The sequence below is a fragment of the Mycobacterium sp. NTMscope_Eco_3 genome, from assembly GCF_976985685.1.
The window spans coordinates 3,144,610-3,170,463 of the sequence record NZ_CDRJYZ010000001.1 but is presented as its reverse complement, the minus strand read 5'-3'; the positions used below and the strand labels follow the sequence as shown (position 1 = coordinate 3,170,463).

At 67.4% G+C, this 25,854-nt stretch carries 6 protein-coding genes; 3 read left to right on the top strand and 3 right to left on the bottom strand.

Going from position 1 to position 25,854, the window contains the following annotated elements; translation table 11 throughout:
• Positions 1 to 145 precede the first annotated feature (145 nt).
• The 3 genes from AC0KTM_RS14280 to AC0KTM_RS14270 form a co-directional block, all read right to left on the bottom strand.
• Positions 146 to 3,061: an MMPL/RND family transporter gene (locus tag AC0KTM_RS14280; RefSeq protein ID WP_472415915.1), complete on the bottom strand. Its 2,916-nt coding sequence runs from the start codon at positions 3,059 to 3,061 to the stop codon at positions 146 to 148.
• 89 nt (positions 3,062 to 3,150) lie between these two features.
• Positions 3,151 to 6,045 carry an MMPL/RND family transporter gene (locus tag AC0KTM_RS14275; RefSeq protein ID WP_225327578.1) on the bottom strand — a complete coding sequence of 965 codons (2,895 nt, stop codon included), beginning with the start codon at positions 6,043 to 6,045 and terminating at the stop codon, positions 3,151 to 3,153.
• Entirely contained in the window at positions 6,042 to 6,461 is a 420-nt protein-coding gene (locus AC0KTM_RS14270) for an MmpS family transport accessory protein (RefSeq protein WP_225327603.1), read from the bottom strand. The genes AC0KTM_RS14275 and AC0KTM_RS14270 overlap by 4 nt, the downstream gene beginning before the upstream one ends.
• Before the next feature lie 867 nt (positions 6,462 to 7,328).
• On the opposite strand from AC0KTM_RS14270, the gene AC0KTM_RS14265 reads away from it, so the two are divergent.
• The 3 genes from AC0KTM_RS14265 to AC0KTM_RS14255 are packed head-to-tail and all read left to right on the top strand — an operon-like array spanning position 7,329 to position 25,523.
• Positions 7,329 to 7,559 carry an MbtH family protein gene (locus AC0KTM_RS14265; protein WP_003877688.1) on the top strand — a complete coding sequence of 77 codons (231 nt, stop codon included), beginning with the start codon at positions 7,329 to 7,331 and terminating at the stop codon, positions 7,557 to 7,559.
• A 43-nt stretch (positions 7,560 to 7,602) separates the two neighbouring features.
• Positions 7,603 to 17,868, top strand: a complete 10,266-nt coding sequence (locus AC0KTM_RS14260; RefSeq protein WP_472415913.1) for an amino acid adenylation domain-containing protein — start codon at positions 7,603 to 7,605, stop codon at positions 17,866 to 17,868.
• Positions 17,865 to 25,523, top strand: a complete 7,659-nt coding sequence (locus AC0KTM_RS14255) for a non-ribosomal peptide synthetase (RefSeq protein ID WP_472415911.1) — start codon at positions 17,865 to 17,867, stop codon at positions 25,521 to 25,523. The genes AC0KTM_RS14260 and AC0KTM_RS14255 overlap by 4 nt, the downstream gene beginning before the upstream one ends.
• The last annotated feature ends 331 nt before the right edge of the window (positions 25,524 to 25,854 follow it).

The following is a 25,854-nucleotide window of genomic DNA, read 5'->3' as shown; positions in this document are numbered from 1 at the left end:
GGTCCGCTGACGTGGCCCGTATCCGTTTGCGGGGGAGTTCCGAATGTGCGGGGCAAAATCATTGCCGTCCAACCTTTCTCACCACGTTCTTCGCGAAGGGCGTTGTGTGCCCCGTTGCCCGGGCAATGAGAAACGCGAGAACCACCTAGACGGTCGACCGGGGGATCGGGATCTCGGCGGTGGGGGCGTCCGCGTCATCATCCTCGCGCAGCAGGGTGCGCACCGACGGCCGCGTGCCCACGGAGCGAAGCAGCAGGCTGGCCGGCCGCGGCCGAACCAAGAGCGGCCACCAGAACCAACGCCCGAGCAGGGCCGCGATGGTGGGCGTCATGAACGAGCGCACGATCAAGGTGTCGAACATCAGGCCCAGGCCGATCGTGGTACCGACCTGACCGATGATGCGCAAATCGCTGACCACCATCGATGCCATGGTGAATGCGAACACCAGGCCCGCGTTCGTCACGACCTTGCCGGTGCCGCCCATCGCGCGAATGATGCCGGTATTGATGCCGGCGGCTATTTCCTCTTTCATGCGGGACACCAGCAGCAGGTTGTAGTCCGATCCGACCGCCAGCAGGACGATGACGGACATCGGCAGCACCATCCAGTACAACTCGATGCCGAAAATGTATTGCCAGATCAGCACCGACAACCCGAACGACGCGCCCAATGACAGGGTCACCGTGCCGACGATGACAAGGGCGGCGATAAAACTTCGGGTGATGATCAGCATGATGATGAAGATCAGACACAGCGCGCCAACGCCGGCGATCAAGAGGTCGTAGGTCGAACCGTCCCGGAAGTCCTTGAACGTCGACGCGGTACCCGCGATGTTGATCTTGGCGTTTTCGAGGGGCGTGTTCTTGAGCGCTTCTTCGGCCGCCTGCCTGATCTTGTCGATACGGGCCACGCTTTCCGACGTTGCCGGGTCACCGCGGTGGGAAATGATGAAGCGGGCGGCCTTTCCGTCCGGCGACAAGAATTGGCTCATCGCTTTCTTGAAGTCCGCATTGTCGAAGATGTCCGGCGGCAGATAGAACGAGTCGTCATTTTTGGAGGCGTCGAAAGCCTCGCCCATGGCAACGGCGTCCTTGTTGTTGCTGTCCATCTGGCCGATGATCCCGGACATGGTGCTGTGATTGGTTAGCATCATCTGTCGCATATCCTCGGACATCGCGATCATCGGCGGGTACTGCTCGAGCAGCTGCGGCATCAGCTTGTCCATATTGTCGAGATCTTTGAGAAGATCCGTCAGTTTGTCGCTGAGCGTATCGACGCCGTCGAGAATTTCGAAAATTTGTCGCAACGACCAGCATATCGGGATGTCATAGCAGTGCTTTTCCCAGTAGAAATAGCTGCGCAAGGGCCGGAAGAAATCCTCGAAGTCGGACATGTGGCCGCGTAGCTCATAAATGACTTCGGCCATTTCCTTGGTCTTGACGATCGTGTCGTGCGTGATATCCGTCATGCGCTTCTGCAATGAATAGATGCGCTTCATGATCTCGATTTGCTTGGCCATCATGTCCGCCTGGACGAGCATGTCGTCCATACGCAGCTGCATGTATTTGATGTCTTGACTCATCATCGCCTGCTGCATGCTGAGCAGGAACGGGATCGACGTGTGCTGGATCGGTGTTCCCTCCGGCCGCGTGATGCCCTGCACCCGAGAAATCCCGTGAACCCCGAAGATTGCCTTGGCAAGCCTGTGCAGCACTAGGAAGTCCGCCGAGTTTCGCAAGTCGTGATCGGCCTCGATCATCACGATTTCGGGCATCATCCGCGATTGATTGAAGTGACGATCGGCGGCCGCGTACCCGACGTTGGCGGGAACGCTGTTGGGCATATACAGCCGGTTGTTGTAGCTCGTCTTGTATCCGGGCAACGTTGCCAGGCCGACGATGGCGATCGCTATCGTCGCGCACAGAATGGGTGCGGGCCAGCGGACGATTGCCGTGCCGATCCGGCGCCACCGGCCGAACCCGATCGTGCGCGTCGGGTCGAATAATCCGACGCCACCACCGACGGTCAGCACCGCCGGAACCAACGTCAGAGCGATCAGGACGGAAATCAGCATGCCCAACGAGCAAGGCAGGCCCATGGTTTGGAAGATGGGCATGCGGGTGAAGCTCAGGCACAACATGGCCCCGGCGATCGTCAGACCGGAGCCCAAAACCACGGGGGAGACGCTGCGATAGGTGGTGAAGAACGCGCTTTCCCGGTCCTCGCCGGCTTGGCGTGCCTCTTGATAGCGGCCGAAGAAGAAGATCGCGTAGTCGGTTCCGGCGGCCATTGCCAGTGCCACCAGCAGGTTGACGGCAAAGGTTGAGAGTGCGATGAGGTTGTGGTCGGCGATAAAGGCGATGACACCGCGCGCGGCAAAGACTTCGATGCCCACCGTGAGCAGCAACAGGATCACGGTGATCACCGAGCGGTACACGAAAAGCAGCACGATGAAAATGATCAAGGCGCCGATCATCGTCATCTTCAGAATGGATCGGTCGCCGGCGAGCTGCATATCGGAAAACAGCGCCGCCGGGCCGGTCACATAGGCCTGAATTCCGGGAGGCGGCGGCGTCCGCTCGATGATGTCGCGGATCGCCGCGACAGATTCCTGACCCTGGGTGGTGCCCTGGTTGCCCGCCAGATTCAACTGCACATAGACGGCCTTGCCGTCGGGACTTTGGGCGCCCGCCGCGGTGAGGCGGTCCCCCCACAAATCCTGCACGTGCTCGATGTGCTTGGTGTCGCTTTTGAGCTCACGAACCAATCTGGCGTAGTAGGCGTGCGCAGAGTCTCCGAGCTGCTGCTGCCCCTCGATCACCAGCATCGCGAAGCTGTCGGAATCGGACTCCTTGAAGTCCCTGCCCATGCGCTGCATGGCCTGGACCGCCGGGGCGTCCTGAGGGGCCAGCGGCACCGAATGCTGTTGGCCGACGATCTCGAGCCGCGGGACGCCGAAGGTCACCAGCAGGGTCAGCGCCACCCACCCGATGATGATGAGCGCCGCAAAGCGACGGATGTTCCGGGCGATGCGGGGAGGCCGAGTCCCTTGGGTCGTCATGCGGCCCCCAGCGTGTCTGCGGCGCTATCGCCCTGCGTCACGATGTTCCCCACGGTTGCTGTTCCCATCCTGAAGTGGAAAGCCGCCACTTATTGCGACTGCTTGAGCAGCAACGAACGCACCAACGGACGAGGCCCCGTGGGACGCAGCATCGTGCTGGCGGGGCGGGGGCGTACCAGCTGTGGCCACCAGAACCAGCGCCCCAGCAATGCAGCCACAGAGGGCGTCATGAATGCGCGCACCACCAAGGTGTCAAACAACAGTCCCAAACCGATGGTGGTCCCCAATTGGGCGATGCTGCGCAGGTCGCTGACCACCATCGAGGCCATGGTGAATGCGAACACCAGGCCGGCGTTCGTCACGACCTTGCCGGTGCCGCCCATGGCGCGAATGATTCCGGTGTGGATTCCGGCGGCCAATTCCTCCTTCATGCGGGAGACCAGTAGCAGGTTGTAGTCGGAGCCGACCGCCAACAGCACGATCACCGAGGTGGACAGCACCGTCCAGTGCAGCTGCATGCCAAGCAGGTACTGCCAGACCAACACGGACAGCCCGAAGGATGCCCCGAGGGATAGCAAAACCGTGCCGACGATCACCATGGCGGCAATAAAACTTCGCGTCATGATCAGCATGATGATGAAGATGAGGCAGATCGCGGAGACGCCGGCGATCAGGAGGTCGAACTTGGATCCGTCCACCAAATCTTTGGTGATCGCCGCCGTGCCGGTGAGATAGATCTTGGCGTTTTCGAGGGGCGTTCCCTTGAGCGATTCTTCGGCCGCCGTCTTGATCTGCTCCACCCGCGAGAGGCCCTCGGGTGTCGCCGGGTCACCCCGCTGCGAGATGAGCAGGCGGAAGTCCTTCCCGTCCGGCGACATGAACACCTTCTCGACCCGCTTGAAGGCGTCGGAGCCGTTGATGATCCCCGGCGGCAGGTAGAAGGAATCGTCGTTTCTGGAGGCATCGAACGCCTGTCCCATGACACTCGGATCCTTGGCGCTCGAATCCATCTGGCCCATCACCCCGGACATGGTGCTGTGCATGGTCAGCATCATGTTGCGCATGCCCGACATGGTTTCGATCATGGGCGGGATCTGCATGACCAGTTGCGGAAGGATCATGTCCAGCTGGTCGAGGTTTTTCACCATCTCGCCCAATTTGTCGCTGATCTCGTCAACGCCGTCGAGCGCATCGAAGATGGACCTCAGGGAGTAACAAATCGGAATGTCGTAGCAGTGTTTTTCCCAGTAGAAATAGCTGCGAATCGGCCGGAAGAAATCCTCGAAATCCGAAACACGATCCCGCAGCTCCGACGTGATGTCCTGCATTTCATGCGTCGTCTGGACCATGTGGTGGGTCGTGGCGACGAGTTCCTTCATCAGGCCCAGCATGTGCTGCATGATGCCGATCATTTTCCCGAGCTCTTCGGCCTGGACGAGCATGTCGTTCATGCGGTCTTTTTGGAAGGCCATGTTCTGCATCTGGCTGGCCTGACCCATGCTGATGATCCACGGAATCGTGGTGTGTTGCAGGGGAACACCTTCGGGACGGGTGACGGTCTGCACCGTGGCAATCCCCGGAACCCCGAGCACGGCCTTGGCAACTTTGTTGATCACCAACATATCGGTCGGATTACGCAAATCATGATCGGTCTCGACCAACAGAATCTCGGGCATTTGCATCCGCTGGCCCGGAAAGTGCCGCGCCGCCGCCGCGTACCCCACATTGGCGGGAATGCTTTGCGGAATGAATTTCTGGTCGTCATAACTGGGGTGGTAATTCGGTAGGGCCAACAGGCCGATCAGTGCAATGGCCAACGAGGCAACCAGAATGGGCGCCGGCCACCGGACGATGGCCGTACCGATCCGTCGCCACCGGCGGGCCGAGATCGCCCGCCGAGGCTCGAACAGGCCGAACCGGGCTCCGGCGGCCAGCAGCGCCGGCCCCAGCGTCAGCGCAATCAGCACCGCAACCGCTATGCCGACCGCGCACGGGATACCGAGCGGTTGGAAAAACGGGAGACGGGTGAAGCTGAGGCAGAGCACCGCGCCGGCAATGGTCAAGCCGGAGGCCAACACAACCTTCGCGACCCCAGCGAAAGTGGTGTAAAAGGCGTCTTCGCGACTTTCACCGGCCTGCCGAGCCTCTTGATATCGGCCGACGAAGAAAATGCCGTAGTCGGTTCCCGTCGCGATGACGGCGGCGACCAGCAAGTTGACGGCAAAAGTGGTAAGGCCGACCAGCCCGAGATGGCCGAGAAGCGCGACCATTCCGCGCGCGATCTGCAATTCCAGACCGACGATGAGCAACAGAAGGATGACGGTGACAATCGATCGATAAACGATCAGCAACGTCAGGAAAATCACGCAAAGGCTGGCCAAAGTCACCAGCATGACCGTCTTCGCGCCGGCGCTGTTCATGTCCGCGACGATGGCCGCGGGTCCGGTGACATAGACCTTGAGCCCGGGCGGGGGAGAAGCCTCCTGCACGATCTTTCTCACTGCGGCCACAGATTCGTCGCCCGCGGCCGCGCCCGCGTTTCCGTTCAGGTTCACCTGAACGTATGCGGCTTTGCCGTCCTGGCTTTGCGCGGCGCCGCGGGTAAGCGGATCGCCCCAGAAGTCCTGGACATGCTGCACGTGCGTGCGGTCGGCCTCCAACTGGCGAACCAAGCGGTCGTAATACTTGTGCGCGTCGTCGCCCAGTTGCTGTTGGCCCTCCAGCAGGACCATGGCCATGGCGCCGGTGTTGGTTTCCTTGAAATCCTCGCCCAGGCGTTCCATCGCCTTGAACGACGGTGCGCCCAAAGGACTTAGCGACACCGCATGCTCGGCCGAAACCTTTTCCAGCGAGGGGACGGCGACGCTGATGAGGACGGCGATGCCGAGCCAACCCAAGATGATGGGCACCGACAAGCGGTGGATGATCCGCGCCACCCGTGATCGCGCGGCAGGCCGCTGGGTCTCCAATTGCTCGGTACTCATGTCGCCGTCAGCACGCAGTAGGTGAACGCGTTCAATTGGTGCGAGATCCTCTCGGTCTTGACAACGCCGTCTACCACGATGCGGCAGCCAAGAGTGTCGCTATTGCCCTGCGCCACTACGTTTCCCACGATTGACGGCAACGTCGTCGAGATGTCGAACGTCCACGGCAGCGCGATGCCGGTGATGTGGTTCGGCTCGCCGTTGGCGTCAAAGTAGCTGATGTCGGCCGTCGTCCCCGCCGGCCCGAAGACTTCGTATTTCACGTGCTTGGGGTTGAAGGGTTTGGTGTCCTGTTGCCGTGATTCGGCGTACGAGGGGCGGCGCTCGGAACCGAAAACGCCGTGCAGCCGCGAAACGGTCATGCCCCCGGCAATGACGACGGCCACGATCACCAGCGGAATCCACAGCCGCTTCAGAAAACCGAATATCGCGGCGCCCTTTTGGGGACGATTCGGTAGGCGGCCAGTTTGCTGCGTGGGTTCGGGCGAAGATCGGCGAGCAAAGCCCAAGAAACCGCGTCGCCGGCCAGACGGTTGGCTAATTTCTCGTCCTTCCGCGATGGTGTTGTCGGGCCGGGCCCGCACATCGGAGTCGACCACTGCACCCCCTTCAGCCGTCTTCATGTCCGTGCGGGCTTCGCCCCCGAACATGCAACTACAGACCGGTAGCAACACGCCAGACTGCGGCGCCTCGAATGCGGTGCACGTCGCCGACCAGTCGTGCCTCTGTCACCTCATGCGAGCCCCGCCCCCGGGGAGCGCGACCAGGTCTTGATGAGTAAACCACGCCTGTCGCTTCCGTATCAGTGCTTTGCCAACGCGATACGGGATCGTAATGGATACCACCTGCGTAAACGGCATTTTGCTGACCTATCCGTCCCGCACAGCGGTCGGCAACGCCGCGCACCCACCTAAGCACAGCAGTCATCACGTGTCACCGGCCGGGAGGGTTCAAACGCGCCCCGCCGGGAGCCGGCGGGTTCGCCTCCGGGTGATTTTCGCCCCCTCACGCGTTCGGCTAGGATGTGAGACGACAAGCACAATAACTTCATCGGCCTGAAGGACGTGCCTGCCCCAATAGCGATATTTCGCAATCAACGCCATTGATGCAGGTCACTGCTGCGAATTCAGGGGCATCGGGGCCCTCCGCACACCAATCATTCGATGGCGCCAAGAGCCTTCCAGGTCACACCAGGAACTTTCCCCAAACCGCCGACGGGCAGTGTTGCCCTCCACTATGGTTTGGAGCTGTTCCACTCATGTCCACTATGTATCTGGAGAATTGTGAGCATCAATCCATTCGACGACGACAACGGCAGCTTTTTCGTCCTGGTGAACGACGAAGAGCAACACAGCTTGTGGCCGGCCTTCGCCGATGTTCCAGCGGGCTGGCGAGTGGTACACGGGGAAGCCGATCGAGCTGCGTGTTTGGAATACATCGAGCAGCATTGGCCCGACATCAGGCCGAAGAGCCTGCGGGACAAGCTCGCAACGGGTCGGGGTTTTGACCAGTAACCAGCCGGGGTATGGGGCGGGTGGTGGAGACTTGGGGGAGTCGATGGCGAGGGATGATCGGACGCTGCCATTAACACGCGGGCAGCTTGATATCTGGCTATCCCAAGAAGCAGGCTTCGCCGGCACCCAGTGGCAGCTCGGTCTCCTGGTCAAAATCGACGGCCCCGTCCATCGGGACGCCTTCCAGCAGGCACTCACCCAAGCCGTCAGCGAGGCCGAACCGGGCAGGGTCTCGTTCTTCGAGGTCGACGGCCAAGTCGTCCAGAAGCCGATCGACTACCCCCACGTCGAACTCGAGTTTCACGACCTGACGAGCGCGGCGGATCCGGTGCAGGAAGCCCGCGAAATGTCTTCCTCCATCCAGCGCACGCCGATGCCGTTGAACGGCCAAATGTTCAAATTCGTGCTATTTCAAACTGGGCACGAGGAATTCTATTTGTTTGGTTGCTGCCACCACATTGCCATCGACGGTCTGGGCATGGCCTTGGTGTGCCGCCGGGTGGCGACTATCTATTCCGCGATGGTGGCGGGAAAACCAATTCCCGACGCCTACTTCGGTTCGGCGCAGGACCTGGTCGACCTCGAGTCCGAGTACGAGGCTTCCGAGGACTACCTCCAAGACAAGGCCTACTGGAGCGAGCGCCTTCCGCCGGAGAGCGGACCCGTCGATCGGCTGCCCGACACCGCGGGCGAGCAGGACCACTACTCGCCGTCCGCGTCGGTCCAGTTGGACCCGTCCGTCGCCAACCGGATCAAAGAGCTGTCCAAAAAGCTGGCCATCCGCCGGTTTTCGGTCACCACCGCCGCCTGCGCCCTGCTGGTGCGCGGATGGTCGGGCAGCGGCTCGGAGGTGGCGCTCGACTTCCCGGTCAGCCGGCGCGTGCGCCCGGAGTCGAAGACGCTTCCCGCGATGCTGGCCGGTGTCGTGCCGCTGGTGCTGGCGACGGAGCCGACAACGACGGTCGCCGACTTCTGCAAGCACGTGGACAAGCGGATCCGCGAACTGCTGCAGCACCAGCGCTTCCCGGTGCACACCCTCGAGGGCGACGGGCTGCGCCAGGCGCCGAACCGCGTCGGCATCAACTTCATCCCGTCCCGGCTGACCCTGGACCTGGCCGGCTCCCCGGCGACGGCGTCGTACACGAACCACGGCCCGGTCGGGCACTTCGGCCTGTTCTTCCTCGGCGCCGGAGACCAGCTCTTCCTCAGCACCGCGGGCCCCGGTCAACCGTTCGCAAGCTTCGGCGTCGCCGACCTGGCGGGCCGGCTGCAGCAGATCCTGGCGGCCATGACCGCCGACCCGGAGCGGCCGCTGTCGTCGATCGACCTGCTGACCCCCGACGAGCCTGCGCTCATCGACCAGTGGAGCAACCGGCCGGCGTTGGCCGAGCCCGCGCCCGCCCCGGTGTCGATCCCGGCCGCGTTCGCCGAACACGTGCAGGCCGCGCCCGACGCGCTAGCCGTGACCTTCGGCGACCACTCGCTGACCTACGCGGAGCTCGACGAGGCGTCGAACCGGTTGGGGCACTTGCTCGCCGGCCACGGCGTGGGCCCCGGCGACTGCGTGGCGGTGATGTTCCCCCGCTGCGCGGACGCCATCGTCTCGATGCTCGCGGTGCTCAAGACCGGGGCGGCCTACGTGCCGATCGACCCCGCGCATGCGTCGTCGCGGATGGACTTCGTCCTCACCGACGCTGCACCCAGCGCGGTGATCACCACGGCGGACCTGCGCCCGCGACTGGACGGCCATGACGTTTTCGTCGTCGATGTGCACGATCCCGAGATAGACGCCCAACCCGACACCGCGCTGCCGAACCCGGCCCCCGAGAACGTCGCCTACATCATCTACACGTCCGGAACCACCGGAACCCCCAAGGGCGTGGCGATCCCGCATCTCAACGTCACGTGGCTGACCGAGTCGCTCGACGCCGCCCTGCCGCCCGGAAATGTCTGGACGCAAAGCCATTCCTCGTCCTTCGACTTCTCGGTGTGGGAGATCTTCGGCGCGCTGCTGCGGGGCAGGCGGCTGCTGGTGGTGCCCGAATCGGTGGCGTCCTCCCCGCAGGACTTCCACGACCTGCTGGTCGCGGAGAAAGTCAGCGTCCTGACCCAGACCCCGTCGGCGGTGGCGATGCTGCCGGCCGAGGACCTGGAGTCCACGGCGTTGGTGGTGGCAGGCGAGGCCTGCCCGACCGACGTCGTCGACCGGTGGGCGGCGCCCGGGCGGGTGATGATCGATGCCTACGGCCCGACCGAAACCACGGTCTGCGCGTCGATCAGCACACCGCTGACGCCGGGCTCCCCGGTGGTGCCGATCGGCTCCCCGATAGCCGGGGCGGCGATGTTCGTGCTCGACAAGTGGCTGCAGCCCGTGCCCGCCGGCGTGGTCGGCGAGTTGTACCTGGCGGGTCGGGGCGTCGGGCACGGCTACGTGCGCCGGGCCGGCCTGACGGCCTCGCGGTTTGTGGCCAACCCCTTCGGCGGGCCGGGGGCACGCATGTACCGCACCGGTGACCTGGTGTGCTGGGGTCCCGACGGGCAGCTGCAGTACCTGGGCCGCGTCGACGAGCAGGTCAAGATCCGCGGCTACCGCATCGAACTCGGCGAGATCCAAGCGGTTTTGGCCGGCCTCGACGGAGTGGACCAGGCCGCCGTGGTCGCCCGCGAGGACCGCCCCGGCGACAAGCGCCTCGTCGGCTACATCACCGGCACCGCCGACCCCGCGGCGCTGCGCGCCCAGCTGGCCGAAAAGCTTCCGCCCTACATGGTGCCGACCGCGGTGATGGTGCTCGACGCCCTGCCGTTGACCGGCAACGGGAAACTCGACAAGCGCGCCCTGCCGTCGCCGGAATACATCGCGAGCGAGTACCGCGCTCCGGCCGACGCGATCGAGGAGATCCTGGCCGACATCTACGCCCAGGTGCTCGGGGTGGAGCGCGTCGGTGTGGACGACTCGTTCTTCGACCTGGGTGGGGACAGCATCCTGTCGATGCAGGTGGTGTCCCGGGCCCGGGCGGCCGGCGTGATCTGCCGCCCCCGGGATGTGTTCGTCGAGCAGACGGTGGCCCGGCTGGCGCGGGTGTCCGAGGTGGCCGTCGACGGCGAGCTCGGCGCGGCCGACGAGGGGATCGGCCCGGTGGTGGCCACCCCGATCATGCGGTGGCTGCAGACCATCGACGGCCCGATCGACGAGTTCAACCAGGCCATGGTGTTGGCGGCGCCCGCGGGGGTGAACGCCGACGACGTGGCGGTGGTGCTGCAGGCCTTGCTGGATCGCCATCCCATGCTGCGGCTGCGCGTGCAGGACGACGGCTCCGGCGGCTGGTCGCTCGAGGCGCCCGAGGCCGGCTCGGTGCAGGCCGGCGACTGCCTGCGCACGGTCGACGCGCTCTCCGACGCGGAGCTCGTCGAGGCCCGCTCCCGGCTCAACGTGGCCGACGGGATCATGCTGAGCGCGGTATGGGCAAGTGCGACAAACCAATTGGCGTTGATCATCCACCACCTGGCCGTCGACGGTGTGTCGTGGCGGACCTTGATCGAGGACCTCAACATCGCCTGGGTCCAGCATCACAACGCCCAACCGGTGGCGTTGCAGGCGCCCGGAACCTCGTTCGCCCGGTGGTCGTCGCTGCTGGCCGAGCACGCGAAGGATCCGGCGGTCCTCGAGCAGGCCGACGCGTGGCGGGAGGTCGCCGCCACCCCGGCGGCGTTGCCGGCCCCCGGGGCGGAGGACACCTACGCGAACGCCGGACAATTGTCGGCGTCGCTCGACGTCGAAACGACCCGCCTGCTGCTGGGGGAGGTGCCCGCGGCGTTCCACGCGGGTGTGCAGGACATCCTGTTGATCGCGTTCGGCCTGGCGTTCACGGAGTTCCTGGGGTCCGTGGGGACCGTGACGCCGATCGGCATCGACATCGAAGGCCACGGGCGCAACGAAGAGATAGCCTCCCGCGTGGATCTATCCCGCACCGTCGGCTGGTTCACCACCAAATACCCTGCGGCACTGTCGATTACCGGCCGGCTGAACTGGTCGAAGGTGGCGGCGGGGGACGCCGCGCTGGGCGCGGTGATCAAGGACGCCAAGGAACAACTGCGCTCCCTGCCCGACGGCCTCACCTACGGGCTGTTGCGCTACCTGAACAGCGAGGTCGGCCTGCAGGGCTCCGACCCCGTGATCGGGTTCAACTACCTGGGCCGATTGGCCGCGGGGGCAGACCTCTCCGAGGACCTGTGGCGCGTCAGCGAGGACAGCCTGTCGTCGGCCGCCGTGGCAACGGCGGTGGCGATGCCGTTGGCGCACACGGTGGAACTCAACGCCGGCACCATGGACACCGAGGCCGGCCCGCTCCTGCACGCCAACTGGAGGTGGGCGACCTCGGCGCTGACCGACGAGCAAGTAAATCGGTTGAGCCAGTTGTGGTTTGAGGCCCTGAACGGCATCTGCGCGCACGTGCGGGCCGGCGGCGGCGGCTTGACCCCGTCCGACATCGCGCCCGCCCGGCTGGACCAGAAGCAGATCGACGAGCTGTGCCGCCAGCACCAGGTCGCCGACGTGCTGCCGCTGAGCCCCGTGCAGCAGGGGTTGTTGTTCCACACCAGCTTCGCGGCCGAGCTCGAAGACCTCTACGCGGTGCAGCTCGGCATCACCGTGAGCGGCAGCCTGGACGCGAAGCGGCTGCGCGAGGCCGTGCAGACCGCCGTCAACCGCCACCCCAACCTGGTGGCCCGCTTCTTCGACGAATTCGGCGAGCCGGTGCAGATCATCCCGGCCGAGCCCGAAATGGCTTGGCGCTACGTAGAATTGGACGGCGGCACCGACCGAGTCGACCAGCAGCTCGAGGAGTTGGCCGCCGAGGAACGCACCGCCGTGTGCGACCTGGCCGGCCAACCCGCCTTCCGGGCCGCGTTGATCCGCATCGCCGACGACCGGCACCGGCTGCTGTTCACCATCCACCACATCGTGATCGACGGCTGGTCGCTGCCGGTCCTGCTGCGCGAGGTGTTCGCCGGCTACTACGGGCAGCGGCTGCCCGCGCCGCCGTCGTACCGCAGCTACCTGATGTGGTTGGCCGCCCAGGATCACGGCGCCGCGCAAGCCGCGTGGCGCGAGGCGCTGGCCGGATTCGAGGCGCCCACCCTGGTGGCCCCGCCGGGCAAGATCGGGCGGCGCGCCGTTGCCACCTATACAGTTTCGGCCGACACCACGCGCGCCCTCGGGGAGCTGGCCCGCTCCAGCCGCACCACCATCAGCACCGTCCTGCAGGGCGCGTGGGCGCAGCTGCTGACCTGGATGACCGGACAGCACGACGTCGCCTTCGGCACCGCGGTGTCGGGCCGGCCCACCGAGTTGGCCGGCGCGGATGCCATGGTCGGGTTGCTGATCAACACCGTGCCGGTCCGGGCGAACGTCGCCGCCGCGACCACCGTCGTCGACCTGCTCGAGCAGTTGCAACGCGCCCACGCCGAGACCCTCGAGCATGAACACTTGGCGCTCAACGAGATTCACCGCGTCACCGGGCACGACCAGCTGTTCGACACGCTGTTCCTCTACGAGAACTACCCGATCGACGCGGGCGCGCTGCTGGGTGTCCAAGAGCTGGCCGTCACCGAGTTCAGCAGCCGCGAATTCAACCACTACCCGCTGTCCGTCGTCGCGACGCCGGGCCACGAACTGAGCCTGCGCGTCGAGTACGACACGGAGGTCTTCGAGGCGACCGCCATCGAAACGCTGATCGAGCGACTGCGCCACGTGATGGCGGCCATGACCGCCGATCCCGCGCAACGGCTTTCGTCGATCGATCTGCTCGACCCCGCCGAGCACGAACGGCTCGACGAGTGGGGCAACCGGGCCGTGCTGGCGCAGCGCCCCACCGGGCAGGAGTCGATTCCGGCGCTGTTCGCCGCGCAGGTCGCCCGCGCCGCCGACGCGGTCGCGATCACCTGCGGCGAGCGCTCGTTCACCTACCGCGAGGTCGAAGAGTCGGCAAACCGGTTGGCGCACTTGCTCGTTGGGCAGGGCGCCGGCCCGGGCCAGCGGGTCGCGGTGGTGATCCCGCGGTCGGCCGAAGCGGTGATCGCGATCTTCGCGGTGCTCAAGACCGGGGCGGCCTATGTGCCGATCGACCCGAGCGTGCCCGCGGCGCGGCTGGAGTTCGTGCTTGGCGATTCCGCCCCGATCGCGGCGGTGACCACCGCCGAGGTGCGGCCACAGCTGGACGGGTTCGCCGGGCAGATCATCGACCTCGACGACCCCGCCGTGGCCGACCAGCCGACGACCGGCCTGCCGGCGCCGGCGGCCGAGAACATCGCCTACATCATCTACACGTCGGGCACGACCGGAACGCCCAAGGGCGTGGCGATCCCGCACCGCAACGTGACGTTGCTGCTCGAGACACTCGATGCTCAGCTGGGGTTGGGCCAGGTGTGGACCCAATGTCACTCGCTGGCGTTTGACTTCTCGGTGTGGGAGGTCTTCGGGTCACTGCTGTACGGCGGGCGCCTCGTGGTGGTGCCCGACGCGGTGGTGCGCTCGGCGGAAGACTTGCACGCCTTGCTGGTTCGCGAGCAGGTCAGCGTGCTAAGCCAGACCCCGTCGGCGTTCTACGCCCTGCAGAGCGCCGATGCGTTGGCGCCGGAGCTCGGTGAGCAGTTGAAGTTGCAGACGGTGGTGTTCGGTGGGGAAGCCTTGGAGCCGCGCCGGTTGTCGACGTGGCTGCATCGTCATCCCGGGCTGCCGCGGATGATCAACATGTACGGCATCACCGAGACCACGGTGCACGCGTCGTTCCGCGAGATCCTCGGCGGCGACGTCGGCAGCAACGTCAGCCCGATCGGGGTGCCGCTGGCCAACCTCGGTTTCTTCGTGCTCGACGGCTGGCTGCGGCCGGTGCCCGTCGGGGTGGTGGGCGAGTTGTACGTCGCCGGCGGCGGATTGGCGAGCGGCTACGTGGGCCGCCCCGGGCTGTCGGCAACAAGATTCGTGGCCTGCCCGTACGGGGCCCCCGGCGCGCGCATGTATCGCACCGGCGACCTCGTCCGCTGGAGCGCCGACGGCCAGTTGCAGTACATCGGCCGCGCCGACGAACAGGTCAAGATCCGCGGCTACCGCATCGAACTCGGCGAAATCCAGGCCGCGCTCGCCTCGCTGAGCGGCGTCGAGCACGCCGCCGTGATCGCCCGCGAGGACCGCCCCGGCGACAAGCGCCTCGTCGCCTACGTCACCGGCACCGCCGACCCGGCCGACGCGCGGGCCCAACTCAGCGAGCGGCTGCCCGGCTACATGGTGCCCTCGGCGGTAGTCGTGCTCGACGCGCTGCCTTTGACCGTCAACGGCAAGCTCGACACCCGCGCCCTGCCGGCGCCGGAATACTCCGACGTCGACCGCTACCGGGCGCCGGCGAGCGCCATCGAGGAGATCCTGGCCGGCATCTACGCCCAGGTGCTGGGCGTCGAGCGCGTCGGGGTTGACGACTCCTTCTTCGACCTCGGCGGCGACAGCATCCTGTCGATGCAGGTGGTGGCCCGCGCCCGCGCCGCCGGCGTGGTGTGCCGCCCGCGGGACGTCTTCACCGAGCAGACCGTCGCGCGCCTGGCGAGGGTCGCCACGATCGCGAGCCCCGAGGACGACGTCGTCGACGAGGGGATCGGGCCGGTGGTGGCCACCCCGATCATGCGCTGGCTGCAGAACATGGACGGCCCCGTCGAGCAGTTCAACCAGACGATGGTGCTGGCGGTCCCCGCCGACGTCACCGCCGACGACGTGGCCGTGGTGCTGCAGGCGTTGCTGGACCGGCACGCGATGCTGCGGGTGCGCGTCGAGGACGACGGCGTGGGCGGCTGGTCGTTCGAGGTGCCCGAGCCCGGCTCCGTGCAGGCCGGCGACTGCCTGGAGACCGTCGACGAGTTGTCCGAGGCGGAGCTGGTCGACGCCCGGTCGCGGCTGAACCTGGCCGACGGCCTGCTGATCAGCGCGGTATGGGCAAGTGCGACAAACCAATTGGCGTTGATCATCCACCACCTTGCCGTCGACGGCGTGTCGTGGCGGACCCTGATCGAGGACCTCAACATCGCTTGGGCGCAGCACCACAGCGGCCAGCCGGTGGCCCTGCCGGTGGGCGGCACCTCGTTCGCCCGGTGGTCGTCGCTGCTGGACGAGCACGCGCGCCGCCCCGAGGTGGTCGAGCGGGCCGAGGAGTGGCGGCAGGTGGCCGCGACCCCGGCGGTGGTGCCGGCCGCGCAGCCCGAGGACACCTACGCGAACGCCGGGCAGCTGTCGGCGTCGCTGGACGTCGAGACGACCCGCCTGCTGCTGGGGGAGGTGCCCGCGGCGTTTCACGCTGGGGTGCAAGACATTTTGCTGATCGCGTTCGGGTTGGCGTGGACGCAGTTCGTGGGCACCGGCGCGCCGATCGCCATCGACGTCGAGGGCCACGGGCGCAGCGAGGAGCTCGGCCCGCAGGTGGACCTTTCGCGCACGGTGGGGTGGTTCACCGCCAAGTACCCCGTGTCCTTGCGGGTCGGTGGCCTGTCGTGGGGCCAGGTGATCGGCGGTGACGCGGCGCTGGGCCCGGTGATCAAGGACGCCAAGGAGCAACTGCGCGCCCTGCCCGACGGCCTCACCTACGGGTTGCTGCGCTACCTGAATCCCGATGTGGACCTTGGTGATTCGGATCCCGCCATCAGCTTCAACTACCTGGGCCGCCTGGGCGGCGGCGCCGCCGACCTGTCGCCCGAACTGTGGCAGCTGAGCGAGGACAGCTTCGCGTTGGCCGGCGCGGCCGGGGCGGTTGCCCTGCCGTTGCCGCACACCGTGGAGCTCAACGCCGGCACCATGGACACCGCCGACGGCCCACACCTGCAGGCCAACTGGACGTGGGCGACCTCGGCGCTGGACGAAAAGCAGATCGGCAAGCTCAGCGAGCTGTGGTTCGACGCGCTGGCCGGCATCTGCGCGCACGTCCGCGACGGTGGCGGCGGGTTGACCCCGTCGGACCTCGCCCCCGCCCGGTTGACCCAGCGGGACATCGACGAACTGCAGCAGCAGCACCGCGTCGCCGACGTGCTGCCGCTGACCCCGCTGCAGCAGGGACTGCTGTTCCACACCGGCACCGCCCAGGGCGGCCAAGACTCCGAAGACCTCTACGCCGTGCAGCTCGACATCTCGGTGAGCGGCGCCATCAACCCCGAGCGGCTGCGCGAGGCCGTGCGGACCGTCATCACCCGCCACCCCAACGTGGTGGCCCGGTTCAGCGAGGACTTCGGCGAGCCGGTGCAGATCATGGCGGCCGCCCCGGATCTGGCCTGGCAATACGTCGAGCTGGACTCCGGCACCGACATCGACGAGCAGATCGAGGCGCTCTCGGCCGCCGAACGCGTCGCCGTCTGCGACCTGGCGGGCAAGGCGCCGTTCCGGGCCGCGCTGATCCGCACCGGCGACGACAGCTACCGGTTCGTGCTCACCAACCACCACATCGTGCTCGACGGCTGGTCCAAGCCCGTCCTGCTTCAGGAGATCTTCGCCAGCTACTTCGGGGTGCGGCTGCCCGCGCCGGTGCCCTACCGCAGCTTCATCACCTGGCTGTCCGAGCAGGACCGCGCCGCCGCCCAGGCGGCCTGGCGCGAGGTGCTGGCCGGGTTCGACACCCCCACGCTGGTGGGTCCGTCGGGCCGGATGGGCCTCGGCCCGCGCGGCGTCGCCGAGTTCCAGGTGTCCGCGGAGACCAGCCGCCTGCTCGGCGAACTGGCCCGCTCGTGCCGCACGACCGTCAGCACCGTGCTGCAGGCGGCCTGGGCGCAGCTGCTGATGTGGCTGACCGGCCAGCACGATGTGGTGTTCGGCACGGCGGTTTCGGGTCGGCCGACCGAATTGGCCGGTGCGGAGTCCATGGTCGGCCTGCTGATCAACACCGTGCCGGTGCGGGCGACCATCGGCGCCGAAACCACCATCGCCGACCTGCTTGACCAGCTACAACGCACCTATACCAGCACCCTCGACCACCAGCATCTGGCGCTCAATGAAATCCATCGTGTAACGGGACACGACCAAATATTCGACACAATGTTCGTGTACGAGAACTATCCCCTCGATACTGCCGCGCTATCGGCCGTGGACGAGTTAACTATTAGGGGATTCACGAATCGGGAATACAACCATTACCCGCTTTCGGTGCAAGCCGTGCCGGGCCATGAAATTGGTCTTCGCGTCGAGTTCGATACCGACGTCTTCGGCGAGGCGAGGATCGAGAAGCTGGTCGAGCGTTTCAAGCGGGTGCTGGAAGCCATGACCGTGGACTTGGAGGAGCAGTCATGACCGTCGGTGCGGGACGGCGATTGTTGTCGATTGATCTACTGGATGGCGGCGAGCACGACCGACTCGACGAGTGGGGTAACCGGGCGATATTGACCAAGCCGGTCAAGGCGCCGGCGTCCATTTCCGAAATGTTTGCGACCCAGGTGACGCGCACCCCCCAGGCGACGGCGCTGAGTTTCGAGGGTCGCTCGATGACGTACCTGGAACTCGATGAGGCCGCCAACCGGCTGGCGCACCTGCTGGCCGAGCAGGGCGCGGGCCCGGGCGAGTGCGTGGCGCTGCTGTTCTCCCGCTCGGCCGAGGCCATCATCTCGATCCTGGCGGTGCTGAAGACCGGCGCCGCATACCTGCCGATCGACCCCGCCCTGCCGGCGGCCCGCATGGAATTCATGCTCGGCGACGCCACGCCGATCGCCGCGGTCACCACCGCCAGCCTCCGCACCCGGCTGGAGGGCTTCGACCTGCCGGTCATCGACGTCGACGAGGCCGCGGCGGACAGCCAGCCCAGCAGCGCGCTGCCGGGGCCGGAGCCCGAGGACATCGCCTACATGATCTACACCTCGGGGACCACGGGCGTCCCCAAGGGGGTGGCCGTCACGCACCGCAACGTGACCGAATTCCTGAAGACCCTGCACGCCAAGCTGCCGTCCGGCTCGGGCCAGGTGTGGTCGCAGTGGCACTCGCTGGTGTTCGACGTCTCGGTGTGGGAGATCTGGGGCGCCCTGCTGCACGGCGGGCGCCTGGTCGTCGTCCCCGAATCGGTCGCGGCCTCGCCCGACGACCTGCACGACCTGCTGGTCGCCGAGAAGGTCACCGTGCTGAGCCAGACCCCCTCCGCGGTGGGGATGCTCTCGCCCGAGGGCCTGGACTCGACGGCGCTGGTGGTGGCCGGCGAGGCCTGCCCCGCCGAGGTCGTCGACCGGTGGGCGCCCGGACGCGTGATGATCAACGCCTACGGCCCGACCGAGGCCACCGTCTACGCCGCGATGAGCGCGCCGCTGGCGGGGGATTCGGGCGCGCCGCCGATCGGATCGCCGGTGCCCGGCGCGGCGCTGTTCGTCCTGGACAAGTGGCTGCGGCCCGCGCCCGAGGGCGTGGTCGGCGAGTTGTACGTGGCCGGCCGCGGCGTGGCCACCGGCTACGCGCGCCGCTCCGGCCTGACGGCGTCGCGCTTCGTGGCCTGCCCCTTCGGCGGCCCCGGGGCGCGGATGTACCGCACCGGTGACCTGGTGCGCTGGGGCGCCGACGGGCAGCTGCAATACCTGGGCCGCGCCGACGAGCAGGTCAAGATCCGCGGCTACCGCATCGAACTCGGCGAGATCCAGTCGGCCCTGGCCGCGCTGGACGGGGTGGACCAGGCCGCGGTGATCGCCCGTGAGGACCGTCCCGGCGACAAGCGCCTCGTCGGCTACATCACCGGCACCGCCGACCCGGCGGAGCTGCGCACCCAGCTGGGCAAGCGGCTGCCCGCCTACATGGTCCCCGCCGCGGTGGTGGTGCTCGAGGCGCTGCCGCTGACGGTCAACGGCAAGCTCGACAAGCGCGCCCTGCCCGCGCCGGAGTACCACAAGCGCGCCGGTGAGTATCGCGCCCCGTCCAACCACACCGAGGAGATCCTGGCCGGCATCTACGCCCAGGTGCTGGGCGTGGAACGCGTCGGCGTCGACGACTCCTTCTTCGACCTCGGCGGCGACAGCATCCTGTCGATGCAGGTGGTGGCCCGAGCCCGCGCCGCCGGCGTGATGTGCCGGCCCCGCGACGTGTTCGTCGAGCAGACCGTGGCCCGGCTGGCCCGCGTGGCCACCGACCGCGACGACGAGGAGGACGTGGTCGACGAGGGGATCGGCCCCGTGGTGGCCACCCCCATCATGCGGTGGCTGCAAACCGTTGACGGCCCGATCGACGACTTCAACCAGACCATGGTGCTGGCGGCGCCCGCGGGCGTCACCGCCGCCGACGTGGCCGTGGTGCTGCAGGCCCTGCTGGACCGCCACCCCATGCTGCGGCTGCGCGTCGAGGACGACGGCTCCGGCGGCTGGAACCTGCAGGCGCCCGACCCGGGCTCGGTGCAGGCCGGCGACTGCCTGCAGTCGGTCGACGCGCTGACCGACGCGACGCTCGTCGAGGCCCGGTCGCGGCTGAACCCGGGCGCCGGTGTGATGGTGAGCGCCGTATGGGCAAGCGAGACAAGTCAATTGGCGTTGATCATCCACCACGTGGCCGTCGACGGGGTGTCGTGGCGAACCCTGATCGAGGACCTCAACATCGCCTGGGCGCAGCACCACAGCGGCCAGCCGGTGGCGCTGCCCGTGGGCGGCACCTCGTTCGCCCGGTGGTCGTCGCTGCTCGCCGAGCACGCGCAGAGCCCGGCGGTCGTCGAGCAGGCCGACGCCTGGCGCGAGGTGGTGGCTACCCCGGCCGTGCTGCCCGCGGTGCGTCCCGAGGAGGACACCTACCAGACGGCCGAGCAGTTGTCGGTGTCGCTGGACGTCGAGACCACCCGGCTGATGCTGGGTGAGGTGCCTGCGGCGTTCCACGCCGGGGTGCAGGACATCCTGTTGATCGCGTTCGGGATGGCCTGGACGGAATTCCTCGGTTCCAAGGCTGCTGGCACCCCGATCGGCATCGACGTCGAGGGCCACGGGCGCCAGGAAGAGCTCGGACCGCACGTCGACCTGTCGCGCACCGTCGGCTGGTTCACCACCAAGTACCCGGTGGCCCTGACCATCGACGGCCTGGACTGGGCGAGCGTCGCGGGCGGTGACGACGCGCTGGGCGCGATCGTCAAGGCCGCCAAGGAGCAGCTGCGCGCGCTGCCCGACGGGCTGACCTACGGCCTGCTGCGCTACCTGAACCCCGACATCGAGCTGGGTGGATCCGACCCGGTGATCGGCTTCAACTACCTGGGACGGCTCGGCGCGGCCGCGGACCTCCCCGGCGAGCTGTGGCGGCTCAGCCCCGACAGCCTGTCGCTGAGTGGCGCCGCCGCGGCGGTGGCGATGCCGCTCATGCACACCGTGGACCTCAACGCCGGCACCATGGACACCGAGGACGGCCCGCACCTGCACGCCAACTGGACGTGGGCGGCCTCGGCGATGGACCGCGAGCAGATCAGCCGGCTCAGCCAGCTGTGGTTCGAGGCCCTGGCCGGAATCTGCGCCCACGTGCAAGGCGGTGGCGGCGGGCTGACCCCGTCTGACATCGCGCCGGCGCGCCTGAACCAGAAACAGATCGACGAGCTGAGCAAGCAGCACCAGATCGCCGACATCCTGCCGCTGACCCCGCTGCAGCAGGGCCTGCTCTTCCACGCCAGCTTCGCCCAAGACCCGGGCGACGACGTCTACGCGGTGCAGCTCGGCATCACCGTGACCGGCGCCCTGGATTCACACCGGCTGCACGAGGCGGTGCACACGGTCGTGAACCGCCACCCCAACCTGGCGGCCCGATTCTGCCCGCAGTTCGGCGAGCCCGTGCAGGTGATCCCGGCCGACCCGGTCATGGCGTGGCGCTACATCCAGCTGGGCCCCGAAGACCTCGACCCCGAAAAACGGGTCGAGGAGCTGTGCGCCGCCGAGCGCGCCGCGGTGAGCGACCTGGCCAACCGGCCGGCGTTCCGGGCCGCGCTGATCCGCACCGCGGACAACCGCTACCGGTTCGTGCTCACCAACCACCACATCGTGATGGACGGCTGGTCGCTGCCCATCCTGCTGCGCGAGATCCTGGCCAACTACTACGGCGACCAGCTGCCCGCGCCCGCGACCTACCGCAGCTACCTCACCTGGCTGGCCGGCCAGGACCGCACCGCCGCGCAGGCCGCGTGGCGCGAGGTGCTCGACGGCTTCGAGGCGCCCACCCTGGTGGGCCCGGCGGGCCGGATGCGCCTCGGCCGGCGGGCCGTGGAGTCCTACCGGCTCTCCGCGGAGACCACCCGCGCCCTGGGCGAGCTGGCCCGCTCCTGCCACACCACCGTCAACACCGTGCTGCAGGCGGGTTGGGCGCAACTGCTGATGCGGCTCACCGGCCAGCATGACGTGGCGTTCGGCACCGCCGTCTCGGGCCGGCCCGCCGACCTGGCCGGCGCCGAATCGATGGTGGGCCTGCTAATCAACACCGTCCCGGTGCGCGCCAACATCGACGCGGAGACGACCGTCGCCGACGTGTTGGAGCAGCTGCAGCAGCACCACAACGACACCCTCGAACACGAGCATCTGGCGCTGAGCGAGATCCACCGCGTGACCGGTCACGACGCGCTGTTCGACACCCTGTTCCTGTACGAGAACTACCCGATCGACACCAGCGTGCCGCTGGGCTTCCACGAGTTGGCCATCACCGATGTCACCAACCGCGAGTACAACCACTACCCGCTGTCGGTGATGGCGCTCCCGGGCCGCGAACTGGGCCTGCGCGTCGAATACGACACCGACGTGTTCGACGCGGCCGGCATCGAGAAGATGACCGAGAGGTTCCAGCGGGTGCTCTCGGAGATGACCGTCGATCCCACCCGACGGCTGATGGCGCTCGACGTGGTCGACGAGGCCGAGCACGAGCTGCTCGACGCGTGGGGCAACCGGCCCGTGCTGAGCCAGCCGGCGACCGGCAAGTCGATCCCGGGGTTGTTCGCCGCGCAGGTGGCCCGCACCCCGGACGCGGCGGCGCTGACCTTCGAGGGCCGCTCGATGACCTATCGGGAGCTCGACGAGGCCGCAAACCGGTTGGCGCACTTGCTGATCGAAGAGGGCGCGGGCCCCGGCGAGCGCGTCGCGCTGCTGTTCTCCCGGTCGGCCGACGCGATCGTCTCGATCCTCGCGGTCCTCAAGACGGGGGCGGCGTACCTGCCCATCGACCCGGCGCTGCCCTCCGCGCGGATCGAGTTCCTGCTCACCGACGCCGAGCCGGTCGCCGTGATCACCACGACGGGCCTGCGGTCGCGGCTGGAGGGCTGCCGCCCGACGGTCATCGACGTCGACGACCCGGCGCTGGACACCCAGCCCAGCGCGGCGCTGCCGATCCCGTCGTCGGACAACATCGCCTACCTCATCTACACGTCGGGCACCACCGGCGTCCCCAAGGGCGTGGCCGTCACCCATGACAACGCCACCCAGCTGGTGGAGTCGCTGCACGCCGACCTGCCGGAGGCGGGGGTGTGGGCGCAGTGGCACTCCCTGGTGTTCGACGTGTCGGTGCACGAGATCTGGGGCGCGCTGCTGCACGGCGGCCGGCTGGTCGTGGTGCCCGAATCGGTCGCGGCCTCCCCGGACGAGCTGCACGCGCTGCTGGTCTCCGAAGGCGTCACCGTGCTGAGCCAGACCCCGTCGGCGGTCGGCATGCTCTCGCCGGAGGGCCTGGACTCGACGGCGTTGGTGGTGGCCGGTGAGGCCTGCCCGGTCGAGGTCGTCGACCGGTGGGCGACGGGCCGCGTGATGATCAACGCCTACGGCCCGACCGAGGCCACGGTGTACGCGGCGATGAGCGCGCCGCTGCAGGCCGGGGCGGGGTCCGCGCCGATCGGTTCGCCGGTGCCGCGGGCCGCGCTGTTCGTGCTGGACCGGTGGCTGCGCCCGGCGCCCGAGGGCGTCGTCGGCGAGCTGTACATCGCCGGTCACGGTGTGGCGACGGGATATTCGCGGCGGTCCGGCCTGACGGCGTCGCGGTTCGTGGCCTGCCCGTTCGGCGGCCCGGGCGCGCGGATGTACCGCACCGGCGACCTGGTCCGGTGGGGCCACGACGGCCAGCTCGAGTACCTCGGCCGCGCCGACGAACAGGTCAAGATCCGCGGCTACCGCATCGAACTCGGCGAGGTGCAGGCGGCCCTGGCCGGGCTGGACGGCGTCGAGCAGGCGGCCGTCATCGCCCGCGAGGACCGTCCCGGCGACAAGCGGCTGGTGGGTTACATCACCGGCACCGCCGACCCGGTCGGCATCCGCATCCAGCTGGCCGACCGGCTGCCGGCCTACATGGTGCCGGCCGCGGTCGTCGTGCTCGAGGCGCTGCCGCTGACGGTCAACGGCAAGCTCGACAAGCGCGCCCTGCCCGCACCGGAATACCAGAAGCGCGGCGGCGAGTACATCGCCCCGTCCAACCCCACCGAGGAGACCGTCGCCGGCATCTTCGCCCGGGTCCTCGGGATGGAGCGCGTCTCGGTCGAGGACTCCTTCTTCGAGCTCGGCGGCGACTCGCTGTCGGCGATGCGGGTGATCGCCGAGATCAACACCGCCGTGGACGGCGCCCTGTCGGTCCGCACGCTGTTCGACTCGCAGTCCATCCGGGGCCTGGCCCAGCGGATCACCAGCGGCTCCGACACCGAGAACGCGGCGGGCCCCGGCTTCGCGGCGGTGCACGGCGCCGACGCCACCGAGGTGTACGCCCGCGACCTCACGTTGGACAAGTTCATCGACGCGACGACGCTGGCCACCGTGCCGTCGCTGCGCGCACCGAGCTCCGAGGTGCGGACGGTCCTGCTGACCGGCGCCACCGGTTTCCTGGGTCGCTACCTCGCTCTGGAATGGCTCGAGCAGCTGGAACAGGTTGAGGGCAAGCTGATCTGCCTGGTGCGGGCCCGCACGGATGAAGAGGCGAGGACTCGCCTCGAGAAGACCTTCGACAGCGGTGACCCCGAATTGCTGCGGCATTTCCGGGAACTGGCCGAAGACCACCTGCAGGTGGTCGCCGGCGACAAGGGCCAGGCCAACCTGGGCCTGGACGAACAGACCTGGCAGCAGCTGGCCGACACCGTCGACCTGATCGTCGACTCCGCGGCCGTCGTCAACGGTGTGCTGCCCTACAACGAGCTGTTCACGCCCAACGTCGGGGGCACGGCCGAGCTGATCCGGTTGGCGCTCACCACGAAGATGAAGCCGTACGCGTACGTGTCGACATCGGACGTGGGGCGCCAGATCGAGCCGTCGGCGTTCACCGAGGACGCCGACATCCGGGTCATCAGCGCCACCCGCGTCATCGACGGCAGCTACGCCAACGGCTACGGCAACAGCAAATGGGCGGGCGAGGTGCTGCTGCGCGAGGCCCACGACCTGTGCGGCCTGCCGGTCTCGGTGTTCCGCTCCGACATGATCCTGGCCGACACCAGCTACGCCGGCCAGCTCAACGTGGCGGACATCTTCACCCGGATGATCCTGAGCATCGTGGCCACCGGCTGCGCGCCCAAGTCGTTCTATCAGCTCGACGCCGACGGCAAGCGGCAGTGCGCGCACTTCGACGGGCTGCCCGTCGAGTTCGTCGCCGAGGCGATCGCCAAGCTGGGCGCCCAGGTGATGGAGGGGTTCGAGACCTACCACGTGATGAACCCGCACGACGACGGCATCGGGCTCGACGAATACGTCGACTGGCTCATCGACGCCGGCTACCCGATCGAGCGCGTCGGCGACTTCGGGGAGTGGCTGCAGCGCTTCGAGACCGGCCTGCGCGGCCTGCCGGAACGGCAGCGGCAGAACTCGGTCCTGCAGATGCTGCTGTTGCTGCTGCGCGATCCGAAGAACCTGCAGCCCGCCGAGCCGGCCGGCGGCGCGTTCGCGCCGACCGAGCGGTTCCGCGCCGCCGTGCAGGAAGCGAAAGTCGGTCCGGACAACGACATCCCGCACGTGAGCGCGCCGGTGATCGTCAAGTACGTCACCGATCTGCAACTGCTCGGTCTGCTCTAACCCGTCGAGGAATTCCAGCGCGGCGCGGTCCCTTCGGACCGCGCCGCGCTGCTGTATGCGCAATGCCTGTTGTGGTCCGACGGCGCGCCGCCTATCACGCGCCGATAACGGTCGCCGCCGCGATGGGCGCCATTAGAACGGCTGAACACCACGAACCAATCAATACTGTATGTAGCCGGACTACCCTCGATCAGTACTAGAGGTATCTTAAGCGAGGCGATTGACAGGTCTAGTCTACGATTTTGGGTAATTCACAGGACATTAAGTTTGGATAAACCTGGACTACCGGGGTTCTCGTCTACTAGCCTTCCCAACTGTTGCACTCATGTTG